General features: G+C 60.7%; 13 protein-coding genes. 8 read left to right on the top strand and 5 right to left on the bottom strand.

Annotated features, from left to right (window positions below; translation table 11 throughout):
* Positions 1-62: 62 nt before the first annotated feature.
* On the bottom strand, positions 63-989 hold the full coding sequence (locus tag FNZ07_RS17885) for a LysR family transcriptional regulator (protein ID WP_091010574.1): 927 nt from the start codon (positions 987-989) through the stop codon (positions 63-65).
* A gap of 243 nt (positions 990-1,232) precedes the next feature.
* Here FNZ07_RS17885 and FNZ07_RS17880 point away from each other — a divergent pair, with 243 nt between their 5' ends.
* From FNZ07_RS17880 to FNZ07_RS17870, 3 genes are all read left to right on the top strand, one after another.
* Positions 1,233-2,153: a DMT family transporter gene (locus tag FNZ07_RS17880; protein WP_091010571.1), complete on the top strand. Its 921-nt coding sequence runs from the start codon at positions 1,233-1,235 to the stop codon at positions 2,151-2,153.
* A gap of 28 nt (positions 2,154-2,181) precedes the next feature.
* Positions 2,182-3,207, top strand: coding sequence for an alpha/beta hydrolase (locus FNZ07_RS17875; RefSeq protein WP_091010569.1), 1,026 nt, complete (start codon positions 2,182-2,184; stop codon positions 3,205-3,207).
* Positions 3,208-3,483: 276 nt separating this feature from the next.
* On the top strand, positions 3,484-4,971 hold the full coding sequence (locus tag FNZ07_RS17870) for an MFS transporter (protein WP_091010567.1): 1,488 nt from the start codon (positions 3,484-3,486) through the stop codon (positions 4,969-4,971).
* Between the two features lie 61 nt (positions 4,972-5,032).
* On the opposite strand, the gene FNZ07_RS17865 is transcribed toward FNZ07_RS17870, so the two are convergent.
* Complete coding sequence (locus tag FNZ07_RS17865) at positions 5,033-5,188, bottom strand: DUF3309 family protein (RefSeq protein WP_091010927.1); 156 nt, start codon at positions 5,186-5,188, stop codon at positions 5,033-5,035.
* 262 nt (positions 5,189-5,450) lie between these two features.
* Here FNZ07_RS17865 and FNZ07_RS17860 point away from each other — a divergent pair, with 262 nt between their 5' ends.
* Positions 5,451-6,368, top strand: a complete 918-nt coding sequence (locus tag FNZ07_RS17860; RefSeq protein WP_091010565.1) for a type 1 glutamine amidotransferase domain-containing protein — start codon at positions 5,451-5,453, stop codon at positions 6,366-6,368.
* Here FNZ07_RS17860 and FNZ07_RS17855 read toward each other — a convergent pair.
* On the bottom strand, positions 6,337-7,230 hold the full coding sequence (locus tag FNZ07_RS17855) for a helix-turn-helix domain-containing protein (protein WP_091010563.1): 894 nt from the start codon (positions 7,228-7,230) through the stop codon (positions 6,337-6,339). The two genes, FNZ07_RS17860 and FNZ07_RS17855, sit on opposite strands and share 32 nt — an antisense overlap.
* Positions 7,231-7,403: 173 nt before the next feature.
* On the opposite strand from FNZ07_RS17855, the gene FNZ07_RS17850 reads away from it, so the two are divergent.
* The 3 genes from FNZ07_RS17850 (at position 7,404) to FNZ07_RS17840 (ending at position 10,300) form a co-directional block, all read left to right on the top strand.
* Positions 7,404-7,727, top strand: a complete 324-nt coding sequence (locus tag FNZ07_RS17850; RefSeq protein ID WP_091010561.1) for an NIPSNAP family protein — start codon at positions 7,404-7,406, stop codon at positions 7,725-7,727.
* Between the two features lie 95 nt (positions 7,728-7,822).
* Positions 7,823-9,436, top strand: a complete 1,614-nt coding sequence (locus tag FNZ07_RS17845) for an L-lactate permease (protein WP_091010559.1) — start codon at positions 7,823-7,825, stop codon at positions 9,434-9,436.
* A 54-nt stretch (positions 9,437-9,490) separates the two neighbouring features.
* Positions 9,491-10,300 carry an SDR family NAD(P)-dependent oxidoreductase gene (locus tag FNZ07_RS17840; protein WP_091010557.1) on the top strand — a complete coding sequence of 270 codons (810 nt, stop codon included), beginning with the start codon at positions 9,491-9,493 and terminating at the stop codon, positions 10,298-10,300.
* A 15-nt stretch (positions 10,301-10,315) separates the two neighbouring features.
* Here the strand turns inward: FNZ07_RS17840 and purU are convergent, their stop codons facing one another.
* Both purU and FNZ07_RS17830 read right to left on the bottom strand, forming a co-directional pair.
* Complete coding sequence (gene purU / locus FNZ07_RS17835; protein WP_091010553.1) at positions 10,316-11,188, bottom strand: formyltetrahydrofolate deformylase; 873 nt, start codon at positions 11,186-11,188, stop codon at positions 10,316-10,318.
* Positions 11,189-11,205: 17 nt separating this feature from the next.
* Complete coding sequence (locus tag FNZ07_RS17830) at positions 11,206-13,686, bottom strand: GcvT family protein (RefSeq protein WP_091010550.1); 2,481 nt, start codon at positions 13,684-13,686, stop codon at positions 11,206-11,208.
* 471 nt (positions 13,687-14,157) lie between these two features.
* Between FNZ07_RS17830 and FNZ07_RS17825 the strand changes: the two genes are divergently transcribed.
* Positions 14,158-16,569 carry a YadA family autotransporter adhesin gene (locus tag FNZ07_RS17825; RefSeq protein WP_091010547.1) on the top strand — a complete coding sequence of 804 codons (2,412 nt, stop codon included), beginning with the start codon at positions 14,158-14,160 and terminating at the stop codon, positions 16,567-16,569.
* The last annotated feature ends 10 nt before the right edge of the window (positions 16,570-16,579 follow it).

Raw genomic sequence — 16,579 nt, 5'->3', positions numbered from 1 at the left:
AGTGAGCACCAGGCTGCATCTGGCGGTGGACGCGGCACGCAGGCCATTGCGATTGACCATCTCTACAATTTCTTAAGCCGCTCGGCGTCAAGCCAGCTGTTGCTCTGAATAATTTCGTCGACCACATCGAGCACGAGCCGCCGACCCTCACTAACCGCTGGCGAGTGTGAGCGCGCAGAATTTTCGCAGAGCGCCCACGTCATGTGGAGGCCTCGAATGGGGCTCCACGAAATCGAATCGTCCCAGTATGCATTGCCGCTAACTGCACAGCACGGCGACACCGTGTCCGCGATACCTTGACTCGCCAGCTCCATCGACAGATGCATCGCGTCCAGTTCGAACAGCAAGTTGAACTGGAGATTGCGACGAGCCATCGAATTCTCAATGGTTGTTCTGATGACGTTCTGCCTGCTGGCAAGAGCGAGTTTGCGATTGTCGAGTCGCGATAGCGGCACGGGCTTGTCTGGCCGTAAGCCGCTGTCTTTCGCTCCAACAAGAATGAGTGGCTCCCGTACCAGTGGCTTATGAACATAGCCCTGCGGTGGTGAACCTTCAAACGGGACTATCGCAAGGTCGAGCATTCCGGCATGCATGGCTTCACGCAACTCATGGCTTACACCCTCGTGGATGCGCAATCGTACGCCCGGGTATTGGGCGACAAGTCGCTGGATAAATTTCGTTGTGAAGAGATGTCGCCAGGACGGCGCAACGCCTAGAGAGAGCTGTCCGGCCGCGCGGTCACCCACCTGTTCAACCAGGGACGACAGTTGCCGAATAATCGGTCGCGCGCGTTCCTGCAGTAATTCACCGGCCTCGGTTAGCCGGACACCGCCTTTGGTGCGCGTGAAGAGGGTCGCACGCAGCTGATGCTCCAGCTGCCCGATGTGGCGCGACAACGCCGGCTGCGACAGTCGTAAGTCCGCTGCGGCCTTGTTGATGCTGCCAAGTTCCGCAACACGCAGGAAGTACTCGATGAACTGCGATTCCACTGCCGCCTCCCTAAATCCTGAGTTGATTAATCTCGATCCTTCTTACCCGAAAATTGGATAACACGTATTCTGCTTCAGCATTATCCGGATAACTATCGGATCGCTAGTATCGAATCTACTCCGCATCAAGAGACGAACCATGAACCCGGTCCACGCGTATCGCACGCCCCTCCCTCACGACGACCCGTCGCATCGACCGAACGCCACCATCGAACATCGCTTCGCTCTGCCGGCGGACATGGAATGAGTCTCGCGACCACGACACCGATGGACTGGCGCACGCATCGCGGGTTGGTCGCCCTCGCTGTCGGCTATCAATGGTTCTACAACGGCGCGAACTTCCTGGCGTTCAAGGTAGCCGGGAACGCCATGCATCCCTTGATGGTCGCAACACTTCGCTTCTCGCTCGCAGCGCTCTTCATGCTTCCGTTCGGAATTACGCGCTGGCGGCGCGCGCCTGCGTCAGCACGCGAGGTGGCGGGTGCCGCACTCATCGGCATCACGATGCTGGTTGCGAGTCAGGCGCTCGCCGTCTGGGGAACCCATTTTCTGCCAGCCGGCGTGGCTGCGATCTTCGGCTCATCTTCACCGCTCTTTCTGGCGCTCTTCGCATGGGCCGTTTTTCATCGGCCCCTGGCGGCTCGCCAGGTAGCCGGAGTCGCCGTCGGCATTGTCGGCCTTGCACTGATGGGCTGGACATCCGCAACCGGCAGCGACTTCCGCCCAATGGGCGCAGCGCTTGCACTGACAGCATGTGCGGCATGGGCAGCAGGTTCACTGCTGGCGTCTCGCGTGGCTTTGCCTCGCGACCCCGTGCTCAGTCTCACAGTACAACTCGTGTCGGCCAGCGTGGTCCTCAGCGCAATCGTCACGGTGTCGGGCATCGCAGCTACAACTCACCTCGCGAATGTTCCAGCGTCCGCGTGGGCCGCGATTGCGTTTCTCGTCGTAGCCAGCACGCTCATTGGCTACGCCGTGTTCCTCAAGCTCAATGCAGAAGTTTCATCAACCCTTGCAAACACCTTCAACTACGCCGCACCCGTGGTCGCGCTGGGTCTCTCGGCGGTCCTGCTACACGAGCCTTTGACCCTGGTGAAGCTGGTTTCGGGCGCGATAGCCTTGATGGGCGTCGCGCTAATGATTGGTGGCACGAAGCGCGTGTAATGCAGCGACTAAACCGGAGAATTCAACCATGACGAACTCGAATCGAACCACGCTAGTTTCGCGTACGTTCAGCATGATTGATCAAACGACGCACTTCCTCGAGTGCGGGCCGGCTAACGGACCGCTGATGATTTTTCTTCACGGCTGGCCGAGTATCGGCTTGATGTGGCGGGCGCAGCTGGACGCTTTCGCCGCTGATGGATGGCACTGCATCGCGCCCGATTTGCGCGGCTATGGTGGCTCGTCAGTTCCTTTGGTAAACACTGCCTACACCATAGAGGCAATCGTGGCAGACATGGTGGCGCTCCACGACCACCTTGGCGGCGAGCCCGCTGTCTGGGTCGGTCACGATTGGGGCAGCGTGGTCGCCGCCGAGCTAGCCGCCCATGAGCCTCGACGTAGCCGCGGCGTAGTACTGACTTCCCTCGCATATCAACCCGACGGACATGCCCTAAGCACCGTTGTCCCTCTGGTCGACCGCGCGATTTACCCCACTGAGCAGTATCCGGATGGTCAATGGGACTATTACCGCTACTACATGAACCACTTCGAATCTGCGGTCGCCGACCTTGATGCAGACCGGGTCGCATCGTTGGCTTCTATTTTTCAAAAGGGAAAACCAGACGGCGTTGGCAAGATATCGCCCAGCGCGGAAGTCACGAGAAAGGGAGGACGCTTCGGCGAAGCGCATCGTGCCCCTCCGACTCGACCTGATCCGGACATCTGGCCGCCAGCGGACTTCGAGGTGCTCGTCGAACGGTTCAACGTGCATGGTTTCCGTCCCGCATGCGCGTGGTACCTGAACGATGATGCCAATATTGCCTATGCGCGCAAGGCAGCCGATGGCGGCCGTCTGTCGCAGCCGGTGCTCTTCGTCAATGGTCATTTCGACCAGATCTGTACCATCGTCGGCAATCGTCAGGGCGAACCCATGCGGACCGCCAGCACAGACCTCTCCGTGATCGATTTGCCCGCCGGGCATTGGCTGCCCCTTGAGTGCAAGGCAGAGCACATTCAGGCTATTCGTTCCTGGCTAAAGACCAAAGCTCTGTGATGGCGTCAAAGAAGAAGCGGCGGGCGCAGTGCAAACGAGAAACCTCCGTCGCTTCACGGTTTATCCGTATCATCGCCAGGGTATGTGTCGTTTGCCACGAACGTACTGTAAAAGATCTACCTGACAGTCTCATTCCGTCGCGAAGAACACGTCCGTCCAAACGACTCTATCCACTGCATCTAACCCGATCGTGCCGACTGCTACAGACATTCGCCTCATCTGCGTGCCCTTGCGGGCCATCGCGCCTGCGTATCGAGTGAAGGGTCGACATTTCTCATGAGCACCACCGAGACCACCCAGAACGTCCCCGTCGACGCCACGCTCGATTCCACCGCGGCACGGCACGCTCCGCTGCCGCTTGCCCCCAAGATCGCGTATGGCGCAGGCGCGTTCGTCGACACGGTGACCAACAACGGGTTGACCGTGTTCGGGCTGTTCTACTTCACTAGCGTATGCGGCGTGGCTGGCGGCCCCGCGGGACTCGCACTGTCGGCCGGACTGGTCGTCGACGCGGTGCTGGACCCGCTAATCGGTTCCGTTTCCGACCGATGGCGCTCCCGGCTCGGCAGACGCCTGCCGTTCATGCTGCTGGGCCTGCCGCTCGCAATGATTGCATTCGTGCTGATTTTCTCGCTGCCTGCCGGCGTATCTGCCACGACGCTGTTCGTGATGCTGCTTCTGTTGTCGGTGATGCTGCGGCTGTCAGTGTCGCTGTTCAATCTGCCGTACCTCGCGCTCGGCGCGGAACTGACCGACGACTACGCGGAACGCTCGAAGGTCGCCGCGTGGCGCTGGGGTCTCGGCATGGTCGGTGCACTCGCCGCCGTGCTGATCGGTTTCGGTTTCTTCTTCAAGGGTGCGGGTGGCCTTTCGCATCGTGACGCGTATTCGCCATTCGCCTTGACGTGCGCCATCGTGGCAACGCTCGGTGCGCTGGTCGCGATATGGGGCAGCTTCAAGCTGCGGCATCGCGCGCATGTCGTTACCGAAGATCGTTCGGACTGGCTGCGTGCATTGCTCGCAGGCGTCGCCGAGATTTTTCGCAACCGGTCGTTTCGCATCCTGTTCGGTGCGTCGGTGCTGTTCTTCGCGGCGCAGGGCGTCGCGATGTCGCTCGGCCTGCATGCGAATACCTATTTCTGGCGACTTCATGCCGATAGCATCAAGCTCGTCACGGTCGCGTATTTTTGCGGGCTGCTGATCGGTGCGCCACTGATCGGCCTCGTCGCGCCACGCTTCGACAAGAAACGGATGCTGCTGCTCAGTGTGTGCGTCCTGATCGCCACGCAGACGTTACCTGCCACGCTGCGACTCGTCGGGTTGCTTGCGCTGGAGGGCCCGCCGCTCGTGCTGCTGCTCGTCGCGAATGCCGCGATCGGTGGGCTTGCTCTGACTGCCGCGGCGATTGCCGCTTCGTCGATGCTCGCCGACGCCGCCGACGAACACGAGTACCTGTTCGGTCACCGCCGCGAAGGGCTCTACTTTGCGGGCTGGTCGTTCGCCAGCAAAGTCGCGACGGGCGGCGGTGCGTTGATAGCAGGTCTGGTGCTGGAGTTCAGCGGATTGCCGAGTGGCGCTGCGGCGCAAGCAGGTGTCGAGGTCGCGTTGCGCCCGGAGACGGTCGCCGTGCTCGGCCTGGCCTATGGCCCTGGTGCCGCGCTCCTTTCCATTACCGGCGTGCTGCTCATGCTGCTGTACCGGCTCGATCGATCGGCGCATGCACGCATCCTCGAGCAACTGGCGCAACGACGCGCCGCCGGTTGACCGCGGTCTCGTCTCTCGTCGAGATCCGCAATCACACCTCCCAGCGGCGCGCCAGGTCTGCTTATATCCGCCCCAACAGCAGCAACACAACCAGGACGATCAGCACCACGCCTAACGTGCCGCTAGGCGCATAGCCCCAGGAACGACTGTGCGGCCAGGTCGGGAATGCACCGATCAATACCAGTATCAATACGACAATCAAGATTGTTCCCAACATGGCGTGCCTCCTTCCGGTTCGTTGTTCGAGCAACCCATCGCCGCTCTCCCCGGTCATCAGCAATCCTCGTGCCCCCTGCCCGGCCTACGCGCAAAACTCAACGCTGGGAACACTCCGTATCGATCCGACCGCCCACTGGTAAGCCACCAGAAGACTCAGGCACAATCGGCGTGAGAACCGACGCTCGAACCCGGATCGGTAGCGCCGCCATCGCCTTACCGGCATGCGCGGCGCATTCAAAATCCTGAGAGGAAAAATTCTTATGACGGCCAATGCCGCGCAATGCACCACGGCACATATCCTGATGCCGCTCCCTTCCCGCGATTCCGATCCGAGCGAAGTCGCCGTGAGCTGGCAGATTCTGCGGGCGCGTGGACACCGCGTCAGTTTCGCCACGCCGGACGGCCGCCCCGCCGAATGCGATCCGTTGATGATCGATGGCCGCGGCCTTGATCCGTGGGGCTGGGTTCCGGGCCTACGCTGCCTGCCGCTGGTCGGTTTGATACTGCGGGCGCGGCGCGACGCTCGCAACGCTTACGCGCAACTCCGCGCAGACACCGCGTTTCAAAACCCACTGCGCTGGGATGCAATCGACATCGCGAACTTCGATGGCCTGCTGCTGGCGGGTGGTCACCGGGCGCGCGGCATGCGCGAGTATCTTGAGAGCGAACAGTTACAGGCAGTCACCGCCGCGTGCTTTGCTGCGGAGATGCCAATTGCTGCGATCTGTCACGGCGTACTGCTGGCCGCTCGCAGCCGTCGCCCCGACGGACGATCGGTACTGTACGGATTGCGCACGACCGCCTTGACGTGGGCACTGGAACACAAGGCCGCATCGCTCACGCGATTCACCCGCTTCTGGGATCCCGACTATTACCGCACCTACAGCGAGTCGCCTGGTCAGCCCGCCGGCTACATGTCGGTTCAGCAGGAAGTGACGCGCGAGCTGGCCCGCCCCGAAGATTTTCTCGACGTACCACGCGATGCCCCCGACTATCGCAGCAAGACCGATGGCATTGCACGCGATAGCGACAGCGACGAGCGGCCCGCCTTCGTCGTGCGCGACGGCCGCTATGTATCGGCGCGCTGGCCTGGCGACGTGCATCGCTTTGCGCGAGAGTATGCCGAGCTGCTCGAAGAATGCGCGCTCACGAAAACGCAACCGAGAATTTCTTCTTGAACTCGCTAGGCGTCAACTGCACATTCTTTTTAAAGAAACGGCAGAAATACGCGAAGTCGTCGAAGTTGAGTTGATAGGCAATTTCGGCGACATTCAATTCCGACTGCGCCAGCAAGCGCTTTGCTTCCATGAGCACCCGGTCGTGGATCAACTGGGTCGCCGTGCGTCCCGTCGTCGCCTTGACTGCTTCGTTGAGTTTTCGATCGGTGACGAACAGCAGCGACGCATAGTCCTGCACCGAACCGAATTCGAGGTAGTGGTCCTCGATCAACACCTTGAAGCTGCGCGTCAGACTATAGCTGCGCGGCAGTACCGACTCCGTGGCGTGCGGCCGATGCAGTCGACGCAACCGGATCAGGAGAATCTGCAAGAACGAGCGCACGACATCGTAGCGCCAGCGCTGCTGGTTCTTGAACTCTTTCTCGAGTTCGAGCAAGAGCGGAAACAGCTCGGCATGCTGCTCGGGCGTGAGATACAGAACCGGGTCCGTGTGGGCAATATGGAAGAAAGGAGAATCGGCGGGCTCTTCCGCACGCGGAAATAGTTGCAGGAAAAACTCCGCGCTGAAATTGATCGCGTAACCGCTGGCGTCGATCGTCGACGTCCATCCGTGGATCTGCCCCGGCGAAATAAAGAAGACCGAATACGGCTTGATTTCGTAACTGTCGAAGTCGAGCACATGTCGGCCTTGCGCATTGCACATCCAGAGAATGTGGTAGTAGCTATGCCGATGCAGGAAGGCCCGCGGCAGTTCGTTGCGCCCCTCCAGCTTCACCAGGTCGAACAGGAAATCGCTCCCCGTCCCGCCAAAGTCGGAGACCTCGAAGTTTGGAGTGGCTTCAGGTTGGCGCCCCGCTTTCATGTCTGTCTCGCGAAGAAAAATCCAATAGAAAGTACGTTAAGTCCTACCGCACCGAGCGCTACGCTCAGTAGCATTTTCTTCACCTCGAAGCGCGCGCGAAGGCACTCGTCCCCACGACGATAGCGTTGCCGCGGCGTTCGCGCCCTCCCGTTTACCCTGATACGAGCTCATTCATGCTACTCGATGTTCGCACCTATACCGCAAGGCCTGGCGCACTGCACAAGCATCTCGCGCTCTATGCCGAGCACGGCTTCGACATTCAGCGCAAACATCTCGGGGAACCGCTCGCCTATATGGTTGCCGAGTCCGGCCGCCTGAACTGCTACACGCATATCTGGGTGTTTCAGGACGCGGCGGATCGCAGCGCGCGTCGCGCACAACTTCAGGCCGATCCGGACTGGATCGCCTATCTGGAAAGAAGCGCGCAGGCAGGTTATCTGGTTGCACAGGAAAACCAGTTGATGACGCCGGCTAAATTCGCGCCGCTACCGCGCTGACTTTCATCGCTGTTCACACATGACCGACGCCGCCAGGGCCCGACGACTATGAGGAGATAGCACGCCGGCATAGACGATAAAAACTGGAGGAGACAATGTTCCATCAAACCTACAACCCCGCTTACGGGTCGCTCCTGGTGTCGTCGTTATTCGCGGCGCTGCCCCTCGCTTCGATGTTTCTGATGCTCGGATGGTTGAGAATCTCACCGCATCTATCGGCGGTAATTGCGCTTGTGTTCGGCGGGATGGTTGGCGGTTTCGTCTACGGCATGCCGGTATTGACGATTCTCGACGTCGCGGCATACGGCGCGGTTTTTGGCCTGCTGACCGTGTGCTGGATTATCGTCAACGCGATCTGGCTGTACAACCTCACTGTTCAGTCGGGCCACTTCGCGATCCTGCGCGATAGCTTTGCTCTTGTCAGCGACGATCCGCGCATCCAGGCCATCCTGATCGCCTTCTGCTTCGGCGCTCTGATCGAGGCGCTCGCCGGTGCCGGTACGCCCGTTGCCATTGCCGGCGCGATGCTGGTCGCGATCGGTGTCAAACCGGTCAAGGCTGCAACGATTGCACTGGTCGCGGACACCGCACCGGTTGCATTCGGCGCGCTCGCCGTGCCGATCACGACGCTCGCCCAGGTCACCGGCATTTCCTTCGAAGAGATCGGCAAGCACGTTGGGCGGCAGACGCCTGTTGTCGCTGCGATCGTGCCGCTGGTGCTGATCTGGATCATGGACGGCAAACGCGGCTTACGCCAGATCTGGCCGGCCGCGATTGTGTCCGGGTTTGCGTTTGCCATTACGCAATGGCTTAGCGCCAGTTACTTTTCGATTGTCCTTGCCGACGTTATCGCTGCACTGGTTTCCGCCGGCGCCATCGTGATGTTCCTGAAAGCGTGGTCGCCTGTCAGGCTGCCCGCCGGTGCATTCGAGAATGCGGTAACTACGGCGCCCGTCGGTGCTGCGCTCAGGCATTCGCGCAAGGAGTTGATGACAGCGTACGTGCCGTATGCCCTGATCGTCGTCATTTTCGCCATTGCACAGTTTCCCGTCGTGCAAAAAATCCTGGCGACTGGCACGCTGAAATTCGCGTGGCCCGGTCTCGCGATTACGACAGAGGACGGCACCGCGATTAGCGTCGTCTTTACACTCAACACGTTTTCCGCCGCCGGCTCGCTGCTGCTGTTGTCGGGAATTCTCTCGGCATTCGTGCTGAAAATCCCCCTGCGCGCTTCCATCGACATCTATCGTCGAACCCTCGTGCAACTGCGATGGGCTTTTCCAACCGTACTCGGTGTCATGGCTCTTGCGTTTGTGATGAACTATTCTGGGCAAACGACTACGCTAGGACGATGGCTGGCAGGGACCGGTTCGGGATTTGCGTTTCTTTCGCCGGTGATCGGGTGGCTCGGTGTCGCGGTCACAGGTTCAGACAACTCGGCGAACGCGCTATTCGGTGCGTTGCAGGCTGCGGCGGCACACGAAACCGGCTTGTCGGCTGCGCTGCTCGCGGCGGCCAACGCGTCGGGCGGCGTACTCGGCAAGATGATCTCGCCGCAGAGTCTGGCGGTGGGCGCTGCGGCCGTGGGCATCATCGGGCAGGAAGGTCTGATCTTCCGTAAAGTAATCGGCTGGAGCATCGCGTTACTGACGGTCCTGGCCGCGTTGGTCTATCTGCAATCCACACCGGTGCTGGCGTGGATGTTGTGAACGATCGTCGCTTACCTCATTGCCCGATCGAGTCGGGCAACCTCGGAGCCGAACATGCAAGACTATCGAAAACTGTTTGATCTCAGCGGTAAGACGGCGGTCGTGATCGGTGCGGCATCCGGTATCGGCAAGGCCGCCGCGGAAGCGCTAGGCAGCCTCGGTGCCTATGTGGTTTGCGCCGATGCGGATATCGACGGCGCGAAGGCTACTGCCGATGAGATCAACAGTGTGAGCGAAGCAGAAGCAGTCGAGATCGATGCCGCCGATGGCAAGCAGATCGAAGCGCTGGCAGCCGATGTCGTGCGCGCACGCCGCGTCGTCGACGTTGCGGTGAGTACTCCCGCGTTGAACATCCGCAAGCTGATCATGGATTACACGGAAGAAGAATACGACCGTGTCATGACGCTGAACCTGAAAGGCACGTTCCACTTTCTGCGTGCTTTTGGACGTCCGATGCAGCAGCAAGGTTCGGGCAGCATCATCGCGTGTTCGTCGATGCGTGCGGTCACCATCGAGCCTGGATTGGGCATCTACGCCGCGTCCAAAAGCGGCATCGCGCAGATGGTGCGAGCGTTTGCCGCGGAAGTCGGACCCTACAACGTCCGCGTGAACGCCATCATGCCGAGCATCATCGAGACGAAGCTGACCGCGCCGATCAAGGAACGTGCCGACATCTACAACGTCTATGCGGCGCACACCGTGTTCAACCGTTGGGGACAGCCGTCTGAAGTGGGTGCGGCGATCGCTTTCCTTGCATCCGACGCGGCGAGTTATATCAGCGGCAGTTCGTTGTCGGTCGACGGTGGGTGGACAGCCGTCGATGGGCCGCCGACAGGTCTCACATCGACGAGGCCATCGACCTAAGCACGATGCTGAAGATCAGCGGAACACCACCGTCCGGTGCCCGTTGATAATCACCCGATGCTCCAGGTGCCACTTCACCGCCCGAGATAGCGCGACACATTCGACGTCGCGCCCGATCATCGTCAGATCGTCGGGGTCCATCGCGTGGTCAACGCGTTCGACGGCCTGCTCGATGATCGGTCCTTCGTCGAGATCGGTGGTGACGTAGTGGGCCGTTGCGCCGATCAGCTTGACGCCGCGATCGTAGGCCTGCTGGTACGGCCCTGCTCCCTTGAAGCTCGGCAGAAACGAATGATGAATATTGATCGCGCGGCCCGCGAGCTTCTCGCACATATCGGCGGATAGCACCTGCATATAACGCGCGAGCACCACGAGATCGATCGCCTGATCCTGTATCACGTCCCAGATCTTCGCTTCCTGCGCAGCCTTCGATTCAGGCGTCGCCTTTAGCAACGGAAAGTGATGATAGGGAATGTTGTAGCTCGCAGCCAGCTGATAAAAGTCCTTGTGATTCGACACGATCGCAGGAATTTCGATGTTCAGCTGCCCGGTGCGATAGCGAAACAGCAGGTCGTTCAGACAGTGGCCGAACTTCGACACCATCAGCAGCACACGTGGCTTGTGCGATGCGTCGCCAATCTGCCATTGCATCCCCCACCGTTGCGCAAGCGGTTCGAACTTTGCGCATAGATCGTCATACGTCGCATCGCTCGCGAGCAACTGGAAATGCGTGCGCATGAAAAATTGCGCAGTGCGCCGGTCGCCGAATTGCGCGGAATCGACAATGTTCGCACCGCATTCGAGCAGCGCCGCCGACACGGCATTGACGATACCCGGCTGGTCCGGACACGACAGTTTCAGGATGTAGCTGTTTGCAGGCGCGGCCATGAGCGGGTTCCGTTCGATCAGCTTTTCACGCGCTCGGAGCGCGGATCGTACGGTGCTTTCAGATGCACCGTGGCGGGCAGCAGTTCGCCTGCGAGATCGATCGTGTAGTGACCGCTGTTCAGGTAAGAGGCATCGGCGACACCGTCCGGATTGCTGATGTAGCCCATTGCTACCGGGCAGCCGAGCGTATGCCCGAACGCTGCGGAGGTGACGAAGCCGACCGGTTTGCCGTCACGCAGGATCGCTTCGCTGCCCCACACCATGCGATCGCTTGCGCCATCGACGGTGAGCACCACCATACGACGCCGCAGCGGTTCGTCGCGCAGTTTCAGCAACGCTTCGCGACCACGGAACGGAATGTCCTTGTTGAGCTTGCACGCAAACGACAGCCCTGCTTCGAACGGGTTGTAATCAGGCGTGAGTTCGCGGCCCCACGCGCGATATCCCTTCTCGATACGCAGCGAATCGATGGCGTAATAGCCCGCGTTGACGAGACCAAACGGCTTGCCTGCCGCATGCAGCGTTTCGTACACGCCGGCCGCGAATTCGACCGGCACGTAGAGTTCCCAGCCCAACTCGCCGACGTAAGTAAGGCGCGTTGCGCGAACGGTTGCATAACCGATATCGACCTCGCGGCTCTGGCCGAACGGAAAGGCTGCGGGGCTCCAATCGGCCTTCGATACGCTCTGCAACAAATCGCGAGCGCGCGGCCCCATCACCGCGAGCACCGCATACTGGCCCGTCACATCGACCAGCGTGCAATGCTTGTCGTGTGGAATCGATTTTTCGATGTAGTCGAAGTCGCGTGTGGTTTGTGCGGAGCCTGTGACGATCAGGTATTGATCGTCGGCAAGACGCGTCAACGTGAAATCGGATTCGTAGTTGCCGCGCTCGTTGAGCATGCCGGTATAGACGGTCGTGCCGACCGGCACGGCGACATCGTTAGCGACGATGCCTTGCAGTACCGCTTCGGCGTCGCGTCCCTTGACGAGCAGTTTCGAGAACGACGTCATGTCGAACAACGCGACGCCTTCACGGCACGCACGATGTTCCGCACCGCTCCACGGCAGCCAGTTCTGCTGGCCGAATCCGTATTCGACGCGCGCTTCGGCCGGGCTCGGCGCGAAGAAATTCGGGCGCTCCCAACCCATCTTGCTGCCGAAGTACGCACCCTCGTCGCGCAGCAATGTGTAAAGCGGCGAACGACGGAACGGGCGCGCGGTATCGAGTTCGCGATTCGGCCAGGGCATCGCGTAGTGCAGACCGAGCGTCTCCTTCACGCGGTCGTGCAGCCACGTGTCGTTGCCGTTGAATCGTGCGAAGCGACGGATGTCGACGGGCCACAGGTCCATCGTCGGTGAACCCGCGACGATCCATTCGGCAAGCGCCATCCCTGCCCCGCCCGCCGACGCGATCCCCATCGAATTGAAACCCGCGCCGACGAAGAAGCGTCGCAATTCAGGTGCTTCACCGAGGATGAAGTTGTTGTCCGGTGTGAACGATTCCGGCCCGTTGTAGAACTGCTTGACCTGCGCGGTTTCGAGCGCGGGAACGCGCTGCAATGCGTTTTCCATCAGGATCTGGAATTGATCCCAGTCGTCGGGCAGCAGCTGGAATTCGAAGTTTTCCGGAATGCCATTCATGCCCCAGGGCTTCGCGTTCGGCTCGAAGCCACCCATCACGAGGCCGCCCACTTCTTCCTTGAAATAGATGTAGCCGTCCGGATCGCGCATCACCGGCAGATCGGGATGCACTCCCGCGATGCGCTCGGTCACGATGTAGTAGTGCTCGGCGGAATGCAGCGGCACGGTCACGTCGCACATCCTGCCGATCGCCTTCGCCCATTGGCCCGCGCAGTTCACGACGATCTCTGCGGCGATGGTGCCTTCTTCGCCGTCCTTGTTGCGCCACGCGAGGCCGCTGACTTCGCGGCCCGCTTCAGCTTGCCGCGTATGGATCGCAGTAACGCGTGTGTTCTCGACGATGCGTGCGCCGCGTGTGCGTGCGCCGCGTGCGAGTGCTTGTGTGAGATCGGTGGGATTTGCCTTGCCGTCGCCGGGCAGCCAGACCGCGCCGAGCAGATCGTCAGTGCGCATCACCGGCCATAGATCGCCGGCTTCCTTCGGGCCGATCACATCACAGGCCACGCCGTAGGCGCGCGCTACCGCGGCAGTGCGTTTGAGTTGCGTCATGCGTTCGGCTGTGCGCGCAACCGATAGCGAACCGCATTGCTTCCAGCCGGTAGCGAGACCGGTGTCGGCCTCCAGCTCGGCATAGAGCGCAGTCGAATAGCGAATCAGTTTGGTCATGCTTTCCTGCGCGCGCAGCTGCCCGACGAGGCCAGCCGCGTGCCAGGTGGTGCCGCAGGACAGCTGGCCCTGTTCGAGCAGCACGACGTCGGTCCAGCCCAGTTTGGTCAGGTGATAGGCGACGGAGCAACCAATGATGCCGCCACCGACGATCACTACGCGGGCGTGCCGAGGAATATTTGTTGACATATGTGGATATCTGTCCGGTATTACGTGTGATTTTGCTACTCAATGTGGGTTTAGTGTGCCTTACGATGACGCAAAATGCAAGATAAAACCACAAATGCCACAGGAAAGCGGCCGGATTTCGGCTTACGGTCCTCGGAGTAAGATCATCATCGAATCCACACTCAGACCGTTGATTTACGTTGATTCGTGTTGATATAGGTAACCAACCTTACAACTCCCGCTTCCAGCACACATGCCTGTCGGGAAATTCGTGAGATCCAGCGCTGCCGGTCCGCCTGGTCAGACGGATCGAGCGCTGCCCGGAAACCCTTGCGTTTACTAGCTTTTCGGCCCACGCCACCTCAATTGTGAAGCGCCACCTGGCAAGATCTAACAATTTGCCGGGCCGATCTTGCGTTTCTTTGCAATCTTTCAGTTCTATCTCATTTATCTTTCGCAACTGTTACATCAACCAATGTTAATGAGATCGAGATGAAAGCCTTTTTGAACCGACTGATCGCCGTTGAAACAGCCACCGGCACGAACAACCAAGACGCGGCAACGACTCGCGGATTCATCCTCCGGAAATCGAATGGCACCTCGGTGTCAGCGCGCGTGCCGTTCGAGGCAAGCGTACTCGCCATCGTCGCCACGACACTATTCCTCGGGCTCTCCGTGCCCGCCCACGCCAATACCTACAAGTCCGTCGAGGACTGCGATTCAACCGGCACGGGCACTGTCGGGCGCTCCGGCGTACCCGGTGAAAGCGTACAACCCGTCAACGGGTCCGGGACCTATTCGAACGTAGCCGGCTGCAACGCGAGCGGCAACGATCAACTCGCCGCCACGGTCTATGGCTCGTATTCCCAGGTCACCGGCGAAGGCGGCTCGGCCTTTGGCTTCATGACCTCCGCAGGAAAATGGGGCACTGCGGCCGGTACCGAGGCGAATGCGTCCGGTACGGCAAGCACGGCAGTCGGCTTCGGCAGTGTGGCGAGTGCGACGAATTCTGTTGCGATCGGCGGGGCTGGCGGTGACGGTACGACGCCGCTGTCGGCTGCGGATTCGACGGTTGCTTCGGGTGAGGGCGCGGTTGCAATCGGTAGTAACGCAACGCGTGGGGCGCAGGCGAGCGCGGCGGATGCGATTGCTATTGGCGGTCAGGCGAGCGCATCGCAGTCGGCGGCTGTTGCAATCGGTCTGGGCAGCGCGGCAAACCACGCAAACGATGTCGCACTCGGCGCGGGCTCGACGACGTCGGCCGCTGTCGGTACGGCAAGCACGACGATCAACGGTACGAAGTACAAGTTTGCCGGTACGTCGCCGTCGAGCACGGTAAGCATCGGTGCGGCAGGCAACGAACGCACGATTACCAACGTTGCAGCCGGACAGATCAACGCAACGAGCACGGATGCCATCAACGGCTCGCAACTCAATGCGACGAATCAAGCCGTCACGGGCCTCGGCAAACGCATGACGACGACGGAAGCGAATGTCACGACGCTGCAAGGCAACGTGTCGACGAATGCATCGAACATCAACGGCTTGCAACAAAACGCATTGCAATGGAACAGCACACTGGGCGCCTATGACGCGAGCCACGGTAGCAGCGCACCGCAGAAGATCACCAACGTCGCGGCCGGCGCAGTCAATGCAACCAGCACCGATGCGGTCAACGGTGCACAGCTGAATGCGACCAACCAGGCCATCGATTCGGTCACGAACTCCGTGCAGAACATCAATAGCGGTGCGGGCATCAAGTACTTCCACGCGAATTCGACGCAACCGGATAGCAGCGCGACCGGCACCGATAGCGTAGCGATCGGCCCGTCGGCAAGCGCGACGGGTAACGGTTCGATCGCGACGGGTTCGAATGCGATCGCCAACGGCGATAACAGCATTGCGCAAGGCACCGGTGCGGTGGCTGGCGTGGCCGGTTCGAATGCGACCATGACTCATGATGTCGCACTCGGCTCGAACGCAAGCGCAACGGGCGGCTCGTCGCTCGCGCTCGGCGCGAATTCCAGCGTGACGACAGCGGGTGGCGTTGCACTGGGCTCGGGATCGATCGCGAATCGCGCAGCAGGAACGTTCACCGATCCGATTTCCGGCGCCAACTTCACCACGGCACTCGGTGCGGTATCGGTCGGTCTCGCCGGTTCGCTGCGCCAGATCACCAACGTCGCCGCCGGTACGCAGGCAACCGATGCAGTGAACCTGAGCCAGTTGCAAGCCGCAATGAGCTCGCTGTCGAACAGCATCAAGCCGGTTGCTCCGGCTGCATCGAATGGTGCAGGCAACAATGCTTCGTCCGCTGGCGGATCGTTGATCGCCGGCAATCCGTCTACCTATCAGGCACCGGTCGCGAATGCAGCCAATGCGACCGCGGCGGGAAGCGGAAGCGTTGCGTCGGGCACGGGCAGTACCGCGCTCGGTAACGGTGCTCACGCAAGCGGCACGAACTCCGTCGCGCTTGGCAACAACTCAGTCGCCTCCGAAGACAACACCGTATCGGTCGGCTCGGTGAGCAACGAGCGACGCATGACCAATGTCGGCAGTGGCGTAAGCGGCACCGATGCGGTCAACGTGAACCAGCTCAACTCCGCGCTTTCGCAGGCGAATGGCTACACGGACCAGCGCTTCGGACAATTGCAGCAGAGCGTCAACGACACGGCACGCAACGCCTACTCGGGCGTAGCGGCAGCGACTGCGCTGACGATGATTCCCGAAGTCGACAAGGGCAAGACCCTGTCGCTCGGCGTCGGCGTCGGATCGTATCGCGGCTATCAGGCAACGGCGATTGGCGGCACAGCCCGGATCACCGAAAACATCAAGGTGCGGGCCGGCGCGAGTTTGAGTGCGGGTGGTACGGCGTTTGGTGTCGGTGGGTCGATGCAGTGGTAAGTGCAGGCCA

The organism is Paraburkholderia megapolitana (genome assembly GCF_007556815.1).
In the GTDB taxonomy this organism is placed as follows: Bacteria; Pseudomonadota; Gammaproteobacteria; order Burkholderiales; family Burkholderiaceae; genus Paraburkholderia; species Paraburkholderia megapolitana.
The sequence above is the reverse complement of the archived record's forward strand: the minus strand, read 5'-3'. Positions and strand labels throughout refer to the sequence as shown.

Bases quoted from the DNA above. Each gene is read 5' to 3' on its own strand.
- purU (WP_091010553.1), bottom strand. From the start codon at position 11,188: ATGGCCGCGCCTGCAAACAGCTACATCCTGAAACTGTCGTGTCCGGAC.
- FNZ07_RS17855 (WP_091010563.1), bottom strand. From the start codon at position 7,230: ATGAAAGCGGGGCGCCAACCTGAAGCCACTCCAAACTTCGAGGTCTCC.
- FNZ07_RS17850 (WP_091010561.1), top strand. From the start codon at position 7,404: ATGCTACTCGATGTTCGCACCTATACCGCAAGGCCTGGCGCACTGCAC.
- FNZ07_RS17825 (WP_091010547.1), top strand. From the start codon at position 14,158: ATGAAAGCCTTTTTGAACCGACTGATCGCCGTTGAAACAGCCACCGGC.
- FNZ07_RS17865 (WP_091010927.1), bottom strand. From the start codon at position 5,188: ATGTTGGGAACAATCTTGATTGTCGTATTGATACTGGTATTGATCGGT.
- FNZ07_RS17830 (WP_091010550.1), bottom strand. From the start codon at position 13,686: ATGTCAACAAATATTCCTCGGCACGCCCGCGTAGTGATCGTCGGTGGC.
- FNZ07_RS17845 (WP_091010559.1), top strand. From the start codon at position 7,823: ATGTTCCATCAAACCTACAACCCCGCTTACGGGTCGCTCCTGGTGTCG.
- FNZ07_RS17860 (WP_091010565.1), top strand. From the start codon at position 5,451: ATGACGGCCAATGCCGCGCAATGCACCACGGCACATATCCTGATGCCG.
- FNZ07_RS17875 (WP_091010569.1), top strand. From the start codon at position 2,182: ATGACGAACTCGAATCGAACCACGCTAGTTTCGCGTACGTTCAGCATG.
- FNZ07_RS17870 (WP_091010567.1), top strand. From the start codon at position 3,484: ATGAGCACCACCGAGACCACCCAGAACGTCCCCGTCGACGCCACGCTC.
- FNZ07_RS17840 (WP_091010557.1), top strand. From the start codon at position 9,491: ATGCAAGACTATCGAAAACTGTTTGATCTCAGCGGTAAGACGGCGGTC.
- FNZ07_RS17880 (WP_091010571.1), top strand. From the start codon at position 1,233: ATGAGTCTCGCGACCACGACACCGATGGACTGGCGCACGCATCGCGGG.